Origin of the sequence: Kitasatospora sp. NPDC097643 (assembly GCF_040302625.1) — a bacterium.
In the GTDB taxonomy this organism is placed as follows: domain Bacteria; phylum Actinomycetota; class Actinomycetes; order Streptomycetales; family Streptomycetaceae; genus Kitasatospora.
In genome coordinates, this window is the sequence record NZ_JBEOSA010000111.1 from 1 (window position 1) to 15,592 (window position 15,592).

The following is a 15,592-nucleotide window of genomic DNA, read 5'->3' on the forward strand; positions in this document are numbered from 1 at the left end:
GCCGTTCTGGGGGGCCGGGCCGCGCGGCCGCGCGGGGGGGGGGGGGGCCGCAGCTCCGCGCCCCCCCCCCTCGGGTGCTTCCGCAGGCTCTACTCGGTCGGGGTGCCGTCCAACGCGTCGGCCGCCTCGACCTCCTCACGGGTGATGCCCAGCAGGTACAGCACGGTGTCCAGGAACGGCACGTTCACCGCCGTGTCGGCGGCCTCCCGCACCACCGGCTTGGCGTTGAACGCCACCCCGAGCCCGGCCGCGTTCAGCATGTCCAGGTCGTTGGCGCCGTCGCCGATCGCCACCGTCTGCTCCAGCGGCACCTTCGCCTGCTCGGCGAACCGGGCCAGCCAGCGGGCCTTGCCGGCCCGGTCCACGATCTCGCCGACCACCCGGCCGGTGAACTTCCCGTCCGCCACCTCCAGGGTGTTGGCGGCCGCGAAGTCCAGCCCGAGCTGCTCCACCAGGTGGTCGGTGACCTGGGTGAAACCGCCGGACACCACCGCGACCTGGAAGCCCAGGCGTTGCAGGGTGCGGATCAGGGTGCGCGCCCCCGGCGTGAAGCGGACCTCCGCGCGCACCTTCTCGGTCACCGAGGCGTCCAGCCCGGCCAGCAGCGCCACCCGGGCGCGCAGCGACTCGGCGAAGTCCAGCTCGCCGCGCATCGCCGCCGCCGTCACCTCGGCCACCTGCTCCTCGCAGCCCGCGTGGGCCGCGAACAGCTCGATCACCTCGTCCTGGATGAGCGTGGAGTCCACGTCCATCACCACCAGGCGCTTGGCCCGGCGCTCCAGCCCGGCCGCCACCACCGCGACGTCCACCCGCTGGGCGGCCGCCTCCTGGGCCAGCTCGGCCCGCAGCTCGTCGGTGGCCACACCCGAGACGGCCAGCTCGACCGCCGTCACCGGGTACTTGGCGAGCCGGAAGACCCGGTCGATGTTGCCGCCCGCGGCGGTGATCCGGGAGGTCAGCGCGGAGACCGCGGCGGCGGTCAGCGGATTGCCCAGCACGGTGACGTGCGAGCGGCCCTCGCGGCGGGGCCGGTTGTCGCCGATGCCGGAGAGGATCTCGGCCTGGAGCTTCTGCTCCTCCGCCCAGCGGTGCACGGTGGCCCGCAGCCCGCCCTCGGCGCCGGGCTGGGTGGGCGGGGTGACCAGGGCGCACAGCGTGATGCGTCCACGGGTGAGGACCTGCTCGATGTCGATCACGTCGACGCCGAAGCCGGCCAGGGTGGCGAACAGACCGGCGGTGATGCCGGGGCGGTCCTTGCCGAACACCTTGACGAGCAGGGTGCGCTCGTCCGCGGTCCGGGGCTGGGCGGTGGGGAGGGGCTCAGCGGCCAGGGGCGATGCGTTCATGGTGGAACCCACGCTACCCGTCGGGGGTCGGCCCCAGGGCACCCGTCCCACCTCGCGGACGTGCCCGGGCGGGGATCCGGAGGAGACTCGGTAGCAGCCTGGTCACAGTCACCAGGGGTGACTTTCATCGACGGTCCACGGGCTGGAATGATTCCCCCCGTCAGTTTCAGGACCAGCGCACCCCCGGCCGGGGGCCACAATTCGGGGGAACCGAGAGAGCGGGGCAGGCGAGCAGTGCCGCAACTCGTCATTGAGATCAACGGACAGCAGCGGACTCTGGAGCCCGGGCGGTCCTACACCATCGGGCGCAACCCGCAGTCGGACTTCCCGTTCGACGACGCCAGGGTCTCCTGGCACCACGGGACCATGTCCTTCAACGGATCCGGCTGGCAGCTGGACGACCACGGCAGCACCAACGGCACGTACGTCGCCGGTGCCCGCACCATGCAGGCCCAGCTGTTCCCCGGTGCCGTGGTCAACCTCGGCAACCCCGAGAACGGCCCCCGGCTCGCCTTCTCCGCGCCCGCGCAGGCCGCCGCCCAGGCCCCCGCCTGGCACGAGGCCGCCACCAGCCGCAGCCACGCCCCGGCGCCGCAGCAGCCGAACCAGCAGCAGGCGGACTGGACGCCGCAGGCCCAGTACCAGCAGCAGCCGCCCTTCCCCCAGCAGCAGGGAATGCCGCAGCAGGGGATGCCGCAGCCGCCGTTCCCGCACCAGCAGGGCGGCTTCCCGCAGCAGCAGGCCTTCCCGGACGCCCCGCAGCACGGCGGTGGCGGCCCCCAGCCGACGATGATCCGCAGCCTGGCCGAGATGACGCGCACACTGCGCATCGGCCGTGCGCTCGACAACGACATCGTGGTCTCGGACCTCCAGGTGTCGCGCCACCACGCCGAGCTGCGCCAGCTGCCCGACGGCCGCTGGGAGATCGTCGACCTCGGCAGCCACAACGGCATCTTCCTCAACGGTCAGCGGGTCCAGCGTCAGCTGATGGGCGCGCAGGACCGCCTGACCGTCGGCCACTCCACCTTCACGCTGGTCGGCGACCAGTTGCAGGAGTTCGTCGACACCGGCGCGGTCTCCTTCTCCGCCCGCCACCTGACCGTCGAGGTCGAGCACAAGGGCGCCAAGAAGATCCTGCTCAACGACGTCAGCTTCGGCGTCCCGGAGAAGTCCCTGGTCGCGGTCATCGGCCCGTCCGGCTCCGGCAAGTCGACCCTGCTGCGCGCGCTCACCGGCTACCGCCCGGCCGACCGCGGCGAGGTGCTGTACGACGGCCGCAACCTCTACAAGCAGTTCGCCGAGCTCCGTTCGCGGATCGGCCTGGTGCCGCAGTCCGAGATCCTGCACAAGGAGCTCACCGTCCGCACCGGCCTCAAGTACGCGGCCCGGCTGCGGTTCCCCGGTGACACCGAGCCCCGCGAGCGCGAGGCCCGGATCGACGAGGTGCTCTACGAGCTGCGCCTGGACAAGCGCGCCGACAACAAGATCACCGCGCTCTCCGGCGGTCAGCAGAAGCGCGTCTCGGTCGCCCTGGAGCTGCTCACCAAGCCCTCGCTGATCTTCCTGGACGAGCCCACCTCGGGCCTCGACCCGGGCATGGACCGCGAGGTCATGCAGATGCTGCGCGGCCTCGCCGACGACGGCCGCACCATCCTGGTCGTCACCCACTCGGTGGCCGAACTCGCGCTCTGCGACCGGCTGCTGGTGATGGCGCCGGGCGGTTCGGTGGCCTACTTCGGCCCGCCGGACGAGGCGCTGCACTTCTTCGGGTACGAGACCTGGGCGGACGTCTTCCAGGCCTTCGAGAACTACCCGGACCACGACTGGGCCGGCCGCTACCGCGGTTCGGTGCACTACCAGCAGTACTCCGCCCCCGACGTGGAGGCGGGCGAGGTGCAGCACGCCCAGGTCGCGCAGGAGGCCGTCCGCCCGCCGAAGCCGCAGAGCTGGGGCTCGCAGCTGTGGACGCTGATGCGCCGCTACATGTCGGTGCTCGCCTCGGACCGCGGCTTCCTGGCCCTGTCGGTGCTGCTGCCCGCGGTCATCGGCGCGGTCAGCGTGCTGATCCCCAACGAACCGGGGCTCGCGCCCAACCCGAAGACGCAGCTCCACCTCAACAGCGGGGCCGCGACGATCATGCTGATCCTGGCGATCGGCGCCTGCTTCTCCGGGGCGGCCAACTCGGTCCGAGAACTGATCAAGGAACGGGCGATCTACGAACGGGAACGGGCCACCGGGCTCTCCCGCTCGGCGTACATGATGTCCAAGATCATCGTGCTGGGCATCTTCAGCGTGATCCAGGGCGCCATCATCTCCGCCGTCGGCTTCCTGCCGCGCAAGCTCCCCGAGCACGGTCTGATCGTCAAGAACCTGCCGATGATCGAGATGACCATCGGCATGATCCTGCTCAGCTTCGCCGCGATGATGTTCGGCCTGATGATCTCCGCGCTGGTGAAGACCGCCGAGAAGACCATGCCGCTGCTGGTCATGTTCGCCATCGTCCAGGTCGTCTTCACCGGCTGCCTGTTCCAGATCTTCAGCAAGCCCGGTCTGGAGCAGGTCGCCTGGCTGATGCCGGCCCGCTGGGGCACCGGCATCGTGTCCACCACGCTCGACCTGTCCAAGCTGATGGGCCCCTGGAACAAGGACTTCCAGAACCCGAAGTACGACCCGCTCTGGGACCACAGCGTCCTCCAGTGGTCGATCGACGCGGGCGCGCTGGTCGTGATCTCGGTCGTCATCGGCATCATCGTCACCCGGCTCCAGCGCCGGCACGAGCCCGAGGTCATGCAGAAGGGCTGACGTCCGGAAGGGCTGACGTCCAGCACCGTCCAGTCGAGGGGCGGCTCTCCCACACCGGGAGGGCCGCCCCTCTGCATCTCCGGGCCTAGGTCCGCGGACCTGCTCCCCGCGCGGCCGGGGACGGACGCGGCGGCCGCCCCGGCGGCGGTAGTTTGGCCGTATGCCCAGCGCGCCCAGTGACCGCCGGCCCCAGCCCGGCCCGCTCCCCGCCGACCCGATACCGGTCACCCCGGCACCGGTCGGCCCGCTGCCCGCCTGCGACCCCTGCCTGGCCGGGATCGAGGCGGTCAGCCAGGCCCTGCTCGGCATGAGCCGGCACCTGGAGGTCCGCGAGGTGCTGCGCCGCATCACCGCCTCCGCCCGCGAACTGCTCGGCGCCGAGTACGCCGCCCTCGGCGTGCCCGACGACCACGGCGGCTTCGCCCAGTTCGTCGTCGACGGCGTCACCGACGAGCAGTGGCGCGCCATCGGCCCGCTGCCCCGCCAGCACGGCGTGCTCGCCGCGATGCTGCACGAGACCGGCCCCACTCGGCTCGCCGACGTCCGCAAGGCCCCCTCGTTCGGCGGCTGGCCCGCCGCCCACCCGGAGATGGACGCCTTCCTCGGCATGCCGATCCTGGACACCGACGCGGGCGAGGACGAACCCCAGGTGCTCGGCGTCGTCTTCCTCGCCAACAAGCGCGGCGGCGGCCTGTTCACCGACCACGACGAGGAACTGCTCCGGATACTCGCCGCGCACGCCGCCCTCGCTCTCTCCAACGCCCGCCTGTACGAACGCAGTCGGGAACTCACCCTGGCCGGCGAACGCGCCCGGATCGCCCACGACCTGCACGACGCCGTCTCGCAGAAGCTGTTCTCGCTGCGGCTCACCGCCAAGGCCGCCGCCACCCTGGTCGACCGCGATCCGGCCCGGGCCCGCGCCGAACTCGCCGAAGTCGCCCGGCTCGCCGCCGAGGCCGCCGACGAACTGCGCGCCGTCGTGGTCGAACTGCGCCCCGCCGCCCTGGAGGAGGACGGGCTCAGCGCCACCCTCGCCTCCCAGGTGCAGGTCCTCGACCGCGCCCACACCGCCGACGTGGCCTTCGCCGCCGACGGCGTCCGCGCCCTGCCGCCCACCCAGGAGGCCGCGCTGCTGCGGGTCGCCCAGGAGGCCCTGCACAACGCGCTGCGCCACTCCGGCGCCGGCCGGGTCACCGTCACCCTCACCGGGACGACCACCCGCGGCGCCGTGCTGCGGGTGCGCGACGACGGCCAGGGCTTCGACCCCGAGTCCGTCCGCCGGGCCGGCCGCCACCTCGGCCTGGCCTCGATGCGCGACCGCGCGGCCGCCGTCGGCGGCACGCTCACCCTTGAGTCCGCCCCCGGCCGGGGGACGCTCGTCGAGATGGAGGTCCCCGGTGCCTGACAGCACCCCGTCGATCCGCGTCCTGCTGGTCGACGACCACCAGGTGGTCCGCCGCGGGCTGCGCACCTTCCTGGAGGTCCAGGACGACATCGAGGTCGTCGGCGAGGCCGCCGACGGGGCCGAGGGCGTCGACCGCGCCCGCGAACTCGACCCCGACGTCGTCCTGATGGACCTCAAGATGCCCGGCGTCGACGGCATCGAGGCGCTGCGCACGCTCAAGGGGGAGGGCAGCCGGGCCCGGATCCTGATCGTCACCAGCTTCACCGAGCACCGGACCATGGTCCCCGCGCTGCGGGCCGGCGCCGCCGGGTACGTCTACAAGGACGTCGACCCGGAGGCGCTGGCCGGCGCCATCCGCTCGGTGCACGCCGGCCACGTCCTGCTCCAGCCCGAGCTGGCCGAGGCCCTGCTCGCCGACGACGGCCCGCGCGCCCCGCAGGGCCGCGGCGGCACCCTCACCGAACGCGAGCGCGAGGTGCTGGGCCACATCGCCGACGGCCGCTCCAACCGGGAGATCGCCCGCAGCCTGCACCTGTCGGAGAAGACGGTGAAGACCCACGTCTCCAACATCCTGATGAAGCTGGACCTGGCCGACCGCACCCAGGCCGCCCTCTGGGCCGTCCGCAACGGCGCGGCCCGCGAGGCGAACTAGGTAGTTCGCCCCGCGCTAGTTCGCCTCGCCCTAGTTCGCCTCGCGCTCGTCGACCAGGGCGTTGTAGGCGGCCACCTGGGCGCGGCGGGCGGTGCGGTGCAGGGGGGCCAGGACGGTCCGGCGGGCCGCCATCTCGGAGGCGCTGACGGCGGCGCCGTGGCCGCCGGCGGCGATCGACAGCAGCGCGGACACCTGGCGGGCCGACTCCAGGACCCGGACGGCCCGCGGCGGGTAGCCGGGGGCGAGCAGCTCGGCGTGGCCGCGGCGGCGGTACGTCTCCAGGGCGCGCAGCGCCTCCGGCCCGGCCCCGGCCACGTCCAGCCGGGTCAGCAGCACGGTCGCCTCGCGCAGCCCGTCGGCGAGCTCGCGCTCCGCCTCGTGCAGCGACGGCACGTCCGCCGGCGGCGCGTCGTTGACCGTCGAGCAGCGCCACAGCACCGTCGCCGAGCGGTCCCCGGCCGGGCCGAACACCTCCACCTCCGGGACCAGGCCCAGCGGCACCCCGACCGCGAGGACGGCCTCGCCCGCGCCCATCGCCCGCTCGTTGAACGGCGCCGGGCCGGTCAGGCCGAGCAGGTGCCCGGCCGAGGGCAGCGCCAGCCGCAGGCCCTTCACCCCCAGCACCCGCAGCCGCCCCAGCGCCCAGGTGAGGCCGTGCAGCTCGCCCGGTTCGTCCCCGGGCAGACCGGTCACCCGGTGGCTCTCGTCGTCCCCGAGGACGGCCGCGGCGGCGTTGTCGGGCGGCACCAGACCGGCCAGCAGGGCGTTGCCCCAGGCGGTCAGCCGCCCCGAACGGGGCTCTTCGTACGGATTGTCGGCAGGAGTCGCGAGCATCCGGCCAGCCTACGGAATCGGCGGTCATCCGCGTGGCGTAGGTTTGCCCATGCGCGTGCGGCGCACCCATCCGTGCCCACCGGCTGCCGGAGTAGGCTCGCCGCCCGCACCGACGGCCGAAAATCTTGTATTGGGGAAGGCGTAGGCATGAGCGACGTGCTGGAGCTGGTGGACGTATCCGTGGTCCGGGAGGAGCGCGCGCTGGTCGACCAGGTCTCGTGGTCCATCTCCGAGGGTGAGCGCTGGGTCATCCTGGGCCCCAACGGCGCGGGCAAGACCACGCTGCTGCAGATCGCCGCCACCTACCTCTTCCCGACCTCGGGCAAGGTGTCGGTGCTGGGCGAGAAGCTCGGCGAGATCGACGTCTTCGAGCTGCGCTCCCGGATCGGCCTGGCCGGCGCCGCCATGTTCGACAAGCTGCCCGCCGAGCAGACCGTGCTCCAGACCGTGCTCACCGCCGCCTACGGCATGACGGTCAGCTGGCAGGAGACCTACGAGCAGTCCGACGAGTCGCGCGCCCTCGCCCTGCTCGACCGCCTCGGCATGGCCGGCCTCACCGCGCGCAAGTTCGGCACCCTCTCCGAGGGCGAGCGCAAGCGCACCCTGATCGCCCGCGCCCTGATGACCGACCCCGAGCTGCTGCTGCTCGACGAGCCCGCGGCCGGTCTGGACCTCGGCGGCCGCGAGGACCTGGTCCGCCGGCTCGGCGCCCTGGCGCAGGACGAGTTCGCCCCGGCGATGGCGATGGTCACCCACCACGTCGAGGAGATCGCGCCGGGCTTCACCCACGTGCTGATGATCCGCCAGGGCAAGGTGCTCACCGCCGGCCCGATCGACACCGAGCTGACCGCCCGTAACCTCTCCAAGTGCTTCGGCCTGCCGCTCACCCTGGAGCGCCACGGGGACCGCTGGTCGGCGCAGGGCCTGCCGCTGGGCTGAGGCCCCGTCCGTCCAGCTCCGGGAGGCCCGCCGGGACCGGTCGCACGTGCGACCGGTTTCCGCCCCTCGACCTGCGGGAACTGTCCGCCTCGAAGGCCCTCGCTCCCTAGGATGGACACGTGGACAGCTGGATCTGGTGGCTCCTGGCCGCCGTCGGGCTCGGCATACCGCTGGTGCTCACCGCGATGCCGGAGTTCGCCATGTTCGCGGTCGGCGCGCTGGCCGCCGCCGGAGTGGCCGGACTGGGCGGGGGCGTGGTCCTGCAGACCCTGACCTTCGTCGCGGTCTCGGTCGCCCTGCTGGTCGTCGTCCGCCCGATCGCCTACCGGGAACTCCAGAAGGGCCCGCAGATCAAGATGGGCATCGAGGCGCTCCAGGGCGCCACCGCGGTCGTCGCGGAAACCGTCGACGGGGAGGGCGGACGGATCAAGCTGAACGGCGAGATCTGGTCGGCCCGCGCACTCCACCCGGACCAGGTGTACGCGCCCGGGCAGCAGGTCGACGTCGTCGAAATCCAGGGCGCCACCGCCCTGGTCGTCTAGGGGAGAGTCCGTGGAACCCGTCCTTATCGTCCTGGTCGTCCTGGTCGTGGTGGCCTTCATCGCGCTGATCAAGACGATCCAGGTCATCCCGCAGGCCAGCGCCGCGATCGTGGAGCGCTTCGGCCGCTACACCCGGACGCTCAACGCGGGCCTGAACATCGTCGTCCCGTTCATCGACCGGGTCCGCAACCGGATCGACCTGCGCGAACAGGTCGTGCCGTTCCCGCCGCAGCCGGTGATCACCCAGGACAACCTGGTCGTCAACATCGACACCGTCATCTACTACCAGGTCACCGACCCCCGGGCGGCCACCTACGAGGTCGCCAGCTACATCCAGGCGATCGAGCAGCTGACCGTCACCACGCTGCGCAACATCATCGGCTCGATGGACCTCGAATCCACCCTGACCAGCCGCGAGGTCATCAACGCCGGTCTGCGCGGCGTCCTCGACGAGGCCACCGGCAAGTGGGGCATCCGGGTCAACCGCGTCGAGCTGAAGGCGATCGAGCCGCCGACCTCCATCCAGGACTCGATGGAGAAGCAGATGCGCGCCGACCGTGACAAGCGCGCCGCGATCCTCACCGCCGAAGGCCAGCGGCAGGCCCAGATCCTCAAGGCCGAGGGTGAGAAGCAGGCCGAGGTGCTCAAGGCCGAGGGTGAGGCCCAGGCCGCGGTGCTGCGCGCCGACGGTGAGGCGGCCGCGATCCGCACCGTCTTCGAGGCGATCCACGACGGCGACGCCGACCAGAAGCTGCTCGCCTACCAGTACCTCCAGACGCTGCCCGAGCTCGCCAAGGGCGACTCCAACAAGCTCTGGATCATCCCCAGCGAGGTCGGCGACGCGCTCAAGGGCCTCGGCGGCGCGTTCACCGGCCTGACCGGCGGCGTCAACGGCGGTGCGGTCGCGGCCCCGAGCGCCGCGGCGGCGAGCCAGGTGCCGACCCAGGTGCCGATCGACCCGGCCGCCGGCCCGCGCCCGGTGGACACCGAGAAGGGCGCCGCCCGCCCCCGGGTGGACCCGGCCCGCGAGTACCGCAAGATCGACCCGGAGTGACCGGCTGAGCCTTCCGGCCCGGGGCCCGCTGCCGTTCGGCAGCGGGCCCTCGCTGTTGCGAGAACCGGCCATTGACGTCGGGCGAACCGGCCATGGAGGTTGGGGGTACCGGCCGTTGAGCGTGTGGCGTGTGTCCCGAATCGTGGTCGGCACTGGTCCCGCCGACGGCCCGTCCGGCATGATCCCCTCGGACAGCACCGAGAGGAGAGGTGACCCATGACGCTGTGGGAGGCGATCGCCGTCCTGGTGGCGGGCGTCGGCGCCGGGATGATCAACGTGATCGTCGGCTCCGGCACCCTGATCACCTTCCCCGTCCTGCTCGCCGTCGGCATCCCGCCGGTCACCGCCAACGTCTCCAACTCCTTCGGCCTGGTACCGGGTTCGCTCAGCGGCGTGATCGGCTACCGCCGCGAACTGGCCGGCCAGGGCCGCCGCCTGCTGCGCCTGGGCACCGCCTCGCTGCTCGGCGGGCTGGTCGGCGCGGTGCTGCTGACCAAGCTGCCGAGCAGCGCCTTCGACGCGATCGTCCCGGTGCTGATCCTGCTCGCCCTCGTCCTGGTGGTGATCCAGCCCCGGGTGGCCAAGGCCGTCGCCGCCCGCCGCCGCCCCGGCGGGGACCCGGACGGCGGCCCGGTCCTGCTCGCCGGGGTGTTCCTCACCGGCGTCTACGGCGGCTACTTCGGTGCCGCGCAGGGCGTGCTGCTGATGGCGCTGATGGGCATGCTGCTCCAGGAGGAGCTCCAGCGGATCAACGGCGTCAAGAACGCCCTCGCGATGATCGTCAACGCCGTGGCCGCGCTGTTCTTCCTGTTCACCGCGACCGTCGACTGGACGGCCGCGGGGCTGATCGCGGTGGGCTCGCTGGTCGGTGGCATGCTCGGCGCCAAGGTCGGCCGCCGCCTCCCGCCGACCGCGCTGCGGGCGGTGATCGTGGTGGTCGGGCTCGCGGCCGTCACCAAGCTGCTGATGAGCTGAGGGTTCGGCGCTGGGTTCGACACCGGGTTCGGCGTCGCGCGGTGTCGTCGGCCTTGGACGGGCGCGCCTCGGTATGTTCCTCCCGGACGGATGTCGACGACGCACGGGAGCGCCCCGATGAGCAGCAGAGCACGGCTGAGCGAGGACGAGATCACCACGGCCCTGGCGGCGCTGCCGCAGTGGAGCAGGGAGGGCGACAGCATCGCCCGCAGTGCCGACGCCCCCGACTTCCCGGCGGCGATCCGGGTGGTCGTCGCCGTCGCCGAACAGGCCGAGGCGCTGGACCACCACCCCGACATCGACATCCGCTGGCGCACCCTGCGCTTCGTCCTCTCCACCCACAGCGCGGGCGGGCTGACCGGCCTGGACCTCACCCTCGCGGCCCGCATCGACGAGGCCCTGCGCGCCGAGTCGGCCGGCTGACCCCGGGCGGAGCGAGGCCGGAGCGGCACGTTCCGCAGGGCGTGAGATGCTGACTGCCGCAGTGCAGGCGGCTCGGGAGGGACGGAACGGATGGCGCAGGAGCCCTTCCAGGAGCCCTTCGGAGACTCGCGGCAGCAGGCCTGGTACCCGCAGCAGACTCCGCAGGAGTGGCAGGGGCAGCAGGCCGTGCAGGCCCAGCCGGCCGCGCCGGACTGGCAGGCGCAGCCGGACTGGCAGCAGCCGGGTGCCGGGTACGGGCAGGGCGTCGAGTACGGGCAGCCGGGGTACGGGCAGGGCGCAGGCTACGGCCAGCCCGGCTACGGGCAGACCGGGTACGTCCAGGGCGACTACGCCCAGGGTGGTTACGCCGGGGAGCCGTACGAGCAGTACCAGCCGTACTTCCCGTACACCGACGACGCCCAGCAGCAGTACGCCCCGTACGCCGTCCCGCAGCAGCCGGCGGGGGAGGGGCTGTACGTCCCGGCGGGGGCGGAGTACTCGGCCGACGGGTACGTCCAGCTGGAGGAGGCCGAGGCCGAGGAGGTTCCGGCGGTGCCGGTCCCGGACGCGGAGCCGCAGCCCGGGGTGGCCGTGCCGCCCGCCGCGCCGTCGCGCGGTGCCGCCCGGCGGGGTGGCGAGGCCACCGGTTCCTCGCTCGCGGCCAAGGCCCGGGCCGCCGCCGGGGCGGTGGTCTCCGGCGAGCACGTGCCGAGCCGCCGGGCCCTGCTGGTGCGCACCGGGGCCGGGGTGGCCGCGCTCGGCGTGCTGGTCGCGGCCGGGCTGATGGTCGGGGCCGAGGGCGGCGGCAGCGCGGCCGTCGGGGGCGGCGAGCCCGGGTTCGCCGTCGCGCACACCAGGGTGTGGTCGGCCCAGCCCGCCAGCGCCGGGCAGGCCGGGGCAGGGCAGGCCGGCGGGGACGACACCCTGATCGGCAGCTGGCTGCTGGCCGACGCCGTGGTCCGGGCCGACGCCACCGGCGTGCGCGCGTACGACCTGGCGGCGGGCAAGCCGCTCTGGTCCGTCGAGCCGCCGGCCGCCGGGGCCGTCCCGTGCGGGCTGTCGGCCGGGGTGAACCAGGCCGGTCTCGGCGCGGTGCTGTTCCGGCCGCAGACCGACCCGAAGAGCCCGTGCACGATGGCCGCCGCCGTGGACACCAAGACCGGGAAGACGGCCTGGACCAAGTCCGTCTCGGACGCCAAGGGCGCCTACGGCGCGCGGATCGGCGTCACCGAGGACAAGGTGATCGCGGTCGGCGACGACCGGGCGATCGCCTGGGAGTCCGCCGACGGCAAGGACGTCTGGCAGTACACCGGGCAGGGCAAGTTCTGCACCCTGTCCGGCGGCGTCGGCGGCAAGACCGTGCTGATCGCCTCCTCCTGCGCCGACTCGACCCCCGCCGACCAGGCCGTCGCGCTGAACACGGCGGACGGCAAGGTCGCCTGGTGGCGCGGCCTGAACAACCGGCCGAAGACGGTGACCGTGCTGTCCGCCGAGCCGTCCGTCCTGCTCACCACCGGAGAGAAGCCCGAGGACGACCGGGTGCTCTCCTGGGGCGCGGGCGGCGACCCGGCTGCCGAGATCCCGGTGACCGGCGACGGCGGCCGCCTGGACGTCGCCCGCGGCACGTTCTCGGCCACGCCCGGCGTGTTCTTCCAGGACCGCACCATGGTGACGACCCTGCTCCCGGCGAGCGGCGGACCGGCCGTGGGGGTCGGCTACGACCTCGACAGCGGCAAGCAGCGCTGGAAGGCGCCGGCCGGCGCGAAGGGCACCGTCCGGGCCGTCGGGGTCGACGGCGGCGCGCTGGTGCTCGCCGCCGACGAACGCCTCGACCAGCCCGCCCGGCTCAGCCGGATCCCGCTGGCCGGCGGCACGGAGGCCACCGGCGGCGGCTTCCCCCAGGGGACCGGCTCCCTGCTCGTCTCCGGGCGGGTGCTGATCGGCGACGGCCAGGTGGTCGTGATACCTGAACACTCGGCCAACTTCGGTACCGCGGCGGGCTACCGGGCCAAGAACTGACCCGACCCGACCCGTCTGCCCGGGGGCCCGTGCCGCTCGGGGCCCGTTCGGCTCAGGCGGCCGGGACGGCGGCCGGCCCGGACTGGGCCGGTATCGCGGGCAGCCAGTCGGCCAGCTCCCGGGCCTCCGAGCCGCGCAGACCCAGCGCCAGCATCAGGGTGGCCTGCGGCGTGGGAACGAACGGCCGGCGCAGCAGTTTCATCCCGGCCTGCTCCGGCGTCCGGTCGGCCTTGCGCTGGTTGTCCTCGGCGCACGCGGCCACCGTGTTCAGCCAACTGTCCTCGCCACCACGCGACTTGGGGTGGAGGTGGTCCACCGTGGTGGCCCGGCGCCCGCAGTACGCGCACAGGTGCTGGTCCCGGGCCAGGACACCTCTGCGCGACCACGGCGCCTGTTGTCGGAACGGCACCCGTACGTACCGTTGCAGTCTGATCACCCGCGGCACCGGTACGGCGACACCCGTCCCCCGGATCGTCCGCAGCGGATGCGCCTGCTCCACCACCGCCTTGTCCTGGAGCACCAGGACCACGGCGCGCTGGAGCGACACCGTCGTCAGGGGCTCGTAGCTCGCGTTCAGAACCAGCGTGTTGCGCACCTGGCACACCCTTCCCACGGGCGTGCCACGGCGGCACGACCGTCTCCACACACGTCACTGCCGCCGCACGGCGGTGAAACCACTCTGAATGGGCCCGGGGCCGACGAACAACGGAATTTCCGGTGTCGCAGAGGCGCCCGGTGCCTGGCTCGCCGCCTGGCTCGGTGCCTGACTCGGTGGCTGGGGAGAAACTCGCTGGCCGGGACCGCGTAGGCTCTACCACGCTGGAGTCGTACCGACCCGGGGCCCGATCGAACGGGGCACGCACCGGGCGGACGCCCGACCGAAGGAGAAGCGGGACCGTGACGGACATCGTCGACGAGCTGCGGTGGCGTGGGCTGATCGCCCTTTCCACTGACGAGGACGCACTGCGCAAGGCGTTCGCGGACGGCCCGGTCACGTTCTATTGCGGCTTCGACCCGACGGCCCCCAGCCTGCACCTCGGCAACCTGGTGCAGATTCTCACCATGCGCCGCATCCAGCAGGCGGGGAACCTCCCGCTCGGCCTGGTCGGCGGCGCCACGGGCCTGATCGGCGACCCGAAGCCCACCGCCGAGCGCGTCCTCAACGACCCCGAGACGGTGGCCGGCTGGGTCGATCGCCTGCGCGGCCAGATCTCGCGCTTCCTCGACTTCGAGGGCCCGTACGCGGCGCGCATGGTCAACAACCTGGACTGGACCTCCGGGATGTCGGCCATCAGCCTGCTGCGCGACGTGGGCAAGTACTTCCGGGTCAACAACATGATCGCCAAGGAGGCCGTCGCCCGACGGCTCAACTCCGACGCGGGCATCAGCTACACCGAGTTCAGCTACCAGATCCTCCAGGGCATGGACTTCCTGGAGCTGAACCGCCGCTACGGCTGCACCCTGCAGACCGGCGGCAGCGACCAGTGGGGCAACCTGACCGCCGGCACGGACCTGATCCGCAAGGCCGACGGCAAGTCCGTCCACGCGCTGGCCACGCCGCTGATCGTCAAGGCCGACGGCACCAAGTTCGGCAAGACCGAGTCCGGCACGGTCTGGCTCGACCCCGAGCTCACCACCCCGTACGCCTTCTACCAGTTCTGGCTGAACGCGGACGACCGGGACGTCTCCAACTTCCTGCGGATCTTCAGCTTCCGCTCGAAGGAGGAGATCGAGGAGCTGGAGCGCGAGACCGCCGAGCGCCCCGCCGCCCGACTCGCCCAGCGCGCCCTCGCCGAGGAGCTCACCACCCTCGTCCACGGCGCGGACCAGTACGAGCGCGCGGTCGCCGCGTCCAAGGCGCTGTTCGGCCAGGGCGACCTCGCCGACCTGGAGGCCCCGACCCTGGCCGCCGCACTGGCCGAGGTCCCGAAGGCCGCGGTGTCCGAACTCCAGCCGGTGGTCGACCTGTTGGTCGCCGTCGGCCTGGCGCCGAGCCGCTCGGCCGCCCGCCGGACGATCAAGGAGGGCGGCGCCTACCTCAACAACGTCAAGGTGACGGACGAGGAGGCGGTCCCGACCGAGGCCGACCTGCTGCACGGCCGCTGGCTCGTGCTGCGCCGCGGCAAGCGCAACCTGGCGGCGGCCGAGCTGGTGCCGGCCACCGTGTGACGCGGTGGACGTCGTGACTGAAACACGACGCCGCTGACCTGCGGCTTTGAATGTCGAGGGCGGGATCCAGCCGGATCCCGCCCTCGACGTTTGACGATGACGTCCAGGTGGCCTAGTGTTGAACGAGTCGCTGAAGCGGCCACCTCACTTGGCAAGTCCCACTCTCACTCCGAAGCCCATTAACTTGGGTCGGTTGGCGTTCCCGCCAACCAGGGTGAGCGTGAATTTCGGGTAACAGCCGGAATGCGCTAATGTGAAGGCCGTCGCGGAAAGCGGCCCCGCCAGTTCGGGAAATCTGATGAATGAAACTCCGGAAAACGGAGCGGAAAACATCTGGTAAGCTGGAAACACGAAAGAACGAAGCGCCCGGAGGGCCCGCTGGAAGGCGGTCCGAAGGAAGTGTCCGTTCCTTGAGAACTCAACAGCGTGCCA

Annotated in this window: 14 protein-coding genes; 10 read left to right on the forward strand and 4 right to left on the reverse strand. The window is 72.6% G+C overall.

The genetic code is table 11. The features are described from left to right. Positions 1-89 precede the first annotated feature (89 nt). Positions 90-1,346 carry a phosphoserine phosphatase SerB gene (serB, locus tag ABTY15_RS38120; protein ID WP_350606604.1) on the reverse strand — a complete coding sequence of 419 codons (1,257 nt, stop codon included), beginning with the start codon at positions 1,344-1,346 and terminating at the stop codon, positions 90-92. 234 nt (positions 1,347-1,580) lie between these two features. Between serB and ABTY15_RS38125 the strand changes: the two genes are divergently transcribed. From ABTY15_RS38125 to ABTY15_RS38135, 3 genes are all read left to right on the forward strand, one after another. Continuing rightward, positions 1,581-4,148 (forward strand): ABC transporter ATP-binding protein/permease, encoded by a 2,568-nt coding sequence (locus ABTY15_RS38125; RefSeq protein WP_350606605.1) that lies wholly within the window; start codon positions 1,581-1,583, stop codon positions 4,146-4,148. 307 nt (positions 4,149-4,455) lie between these two features. After that, complete coding sequence (locus tag ABTY15_RS38130) at positions 4,456-5,553, forward strand: GAF domain-containing sensor histidine kinase (RefSeq protein WP_350606636.1); 1,098 nt, start codon at positions 4,456-4,458, stop codon at positions 5,551-5,553. Beyond that, positions 5,546-6,205: a response regulator gene (locus tag ABTY15_RS38135; RefSeq protein ID WP_350606607.1), complete on the forward strand. Its 660-nt coding sequence runs from the start codon at positions 5,546-5,548 to the stop codon at positions 6,203-6,205. The genes ABTY15_RS38130 and ABTY15_RS38135 overlap by 8 nt, the downstream gene beginning before the upstream one ends. A gap of 30 nt (positions 6,206-6,235) precedes the next feature. On the opposite strand, the gene ABTY15_RS38140 is transcribed toward ABTY15_RS38135, so the two are convergent. Next, positions 6,236-7,039, reverse strand: coding sequence for an Rv1486c family protein (locus ABTY15_RS38140; protein ID WP_350606608.1), 804 nt, complete (start codon positions 7,037-7,039; stop codon positions 6,236-6,238). 147 nt (positions 7,040-7,186) lie between these two features. Here ABTY15_RS38140 and ABTY15_RS38145 point away from each other — a divergent pair, with 147 nt between their 5' ends. The 6 genes from ABTY15_RS38145 (at position 7,187) to ABTY15_RS38170 (ending at position 12,991) form a co-directional block, all read left to right on the forward strand. Further along, complete coding sequence (locus ABTY15_RS38145) at positions 7,187-7,978, forward strand: ABC transporter ATP-binding protein (RefSeq protein ID WP_350606610.1); 792 nt, start codon at positions 7,187-7,189, stop codon at positions 7,976-7,978. Positions 7,979-8,097: 119 nt separating this feature from the next. Further along, entirely contained in the window at positions 8,098-8,520 is a 423-nt protein-coding gene (locus ABTY15_RS38150; protein WP_350606613.1) for an NfeD family protein, read from the forward strand. Between the two features lie 10 nt (positions 8,521-8,530). Continuing rightward, on the forward strand, positions 8,531-9,574 hold the full coding sequence (locus tag ABTY15_RS38155; RefSeq protein WP_350606615.1) for an SPFH domain-containing protein: 1,044 nt from the start codon (positions 8,531-8,533) through the stop codon (positions 9,572-9,574). A gap of 216 nt (positions 9,575-9,790) precedes the next feature. Continuing rightward, positions 9,791-10,549, forward strand: coding sequence for a sulfite exporter TauE/SafE family protein (locus ABTY15_RS38160; RefSeq protein WP_350606619.1), 759 nt, complete (start codon positions 9,791-9,793; stop codon positions 10,547-10,549). A 117-nt stretch (positions 10,550-10,666) separates the two neighbouring features. Continuing rightward, positions 10,667-10,972 (forward strand): 4a-hydroxytetrahydrobiopterin dehydratase, encoded by a 306-nt coding sequence (locus ABTY15_RS38165; RefSeq protein WP_350606621.1) that lies wholly within the window; start codon positions 10,667-10,669, stop codon positions 10,970-10,972. 90 nt (positions 10,973-11,062) lie between these two features. Next, the gene (locus ABTY15_RS38170; RefSeq protein WP_350606623.1) at positions 11,063-12,991 is read left to right on the forward strand and encodes an outer membrane protein assembly factor BamB family protein; all 1,929 of its coding nucleotides are present in this window, start codon (positions 11,063-11,065) and stop codon (positions 12,989-12,991) included. Positions 12,992-13,043: 52 nt separating this feature from the next. On the opposite strand, the gene ABTY15_RS38175 is transcribed toward ABTY15_RS38170, so the two are convergent. Next, positions 13,044-13,586: an HNH endonuclease gene (locus ABTY15_RS38175; protein ID WP_350606625.1), complete on the reverse strand. Its 543-nt coding sequence runs from the start codon at positions 13,584-13,586 to the stop codon at positions 13,044-13,046. A 302-nt stretch (positions 13,587-13,888) separates the two neighbouring features. Between ABTY15_RS38175 and tyrS the strand changes: the two genes are divergently transcribed. Further along, positions 13,889-15,160, forward strand: coding sequence for a tyrosine--tRNA ligase (gene tyrS / locus ABTY15_RS38180; protein ID WP_350606628.1), 1,272 nt, complete (start codon positions 13,889-13,891; stop codon positions 15,158-15,160). A 144-nt stretch (positions 15,161-15,304) separates the two neighbouring features. Here the strand turns inward: tyrS and ABTY15_RS38185 are convergent. Continuing rightward, positions 15,305-15,592: hypothetical protein (locus ABTY15_RS38185; RefSeq protein WP_350606631.1), on the reverse strand; the 288-nt coding region annotated here is incomplete at its 5' end.

Coding starts and splice junctions, on each gene's coding strand:
- serB (WP_350606604.1), bottom strand. CDS start 1,346: ATGAACGCATCGCCCCTGGCCGCTGAGCCCCTCCCCACCGCCCAGCCC.
- ABTY15_RS38130 (WP_350606636.1), top strand. CDS start 4,456: ATGAGCCGGCACCTGGAGGTCCGCGAGGTGCTGCGCCGCATCACCGCC.
- ABTY15_RS38140 (WP_350606608.1), bottom strand. CDS start 7,039: ATGCTCGCGACTCCTGCCGACAATCCGTACGAAGAGCCCCGTTCGGGG.
- ABTY15_RS38145 (WP_350606610.1), top strand. CDS start 7,187: ATGAGCGACGTGCTGGAGCTGGTGGACGTATCCGTGGTCCGGGAGGAG.
- ABTY15_RS38160 (WP_350606619.1), top strand. CDS start 9,791: ATGACGCTGTGGGAGGCGATCGCCGTCCTGGTGGCGGGCGTCGGCGCC.
- ABTY15_RS38165 (WP_350606621.1), top strand. CDS start 10,667: ATGAGCAGCAGAGCACGGCTGAGCGAGGACGAGATCACCACGGCCCTG.
- ABTY15_RS38170 (WP_350606623.1), top strand. CDS start 11,063: ATGGCGCAGGAGCCCTTCCAGGAGCCCTTCGGAGACTCGCGGCAGCAG.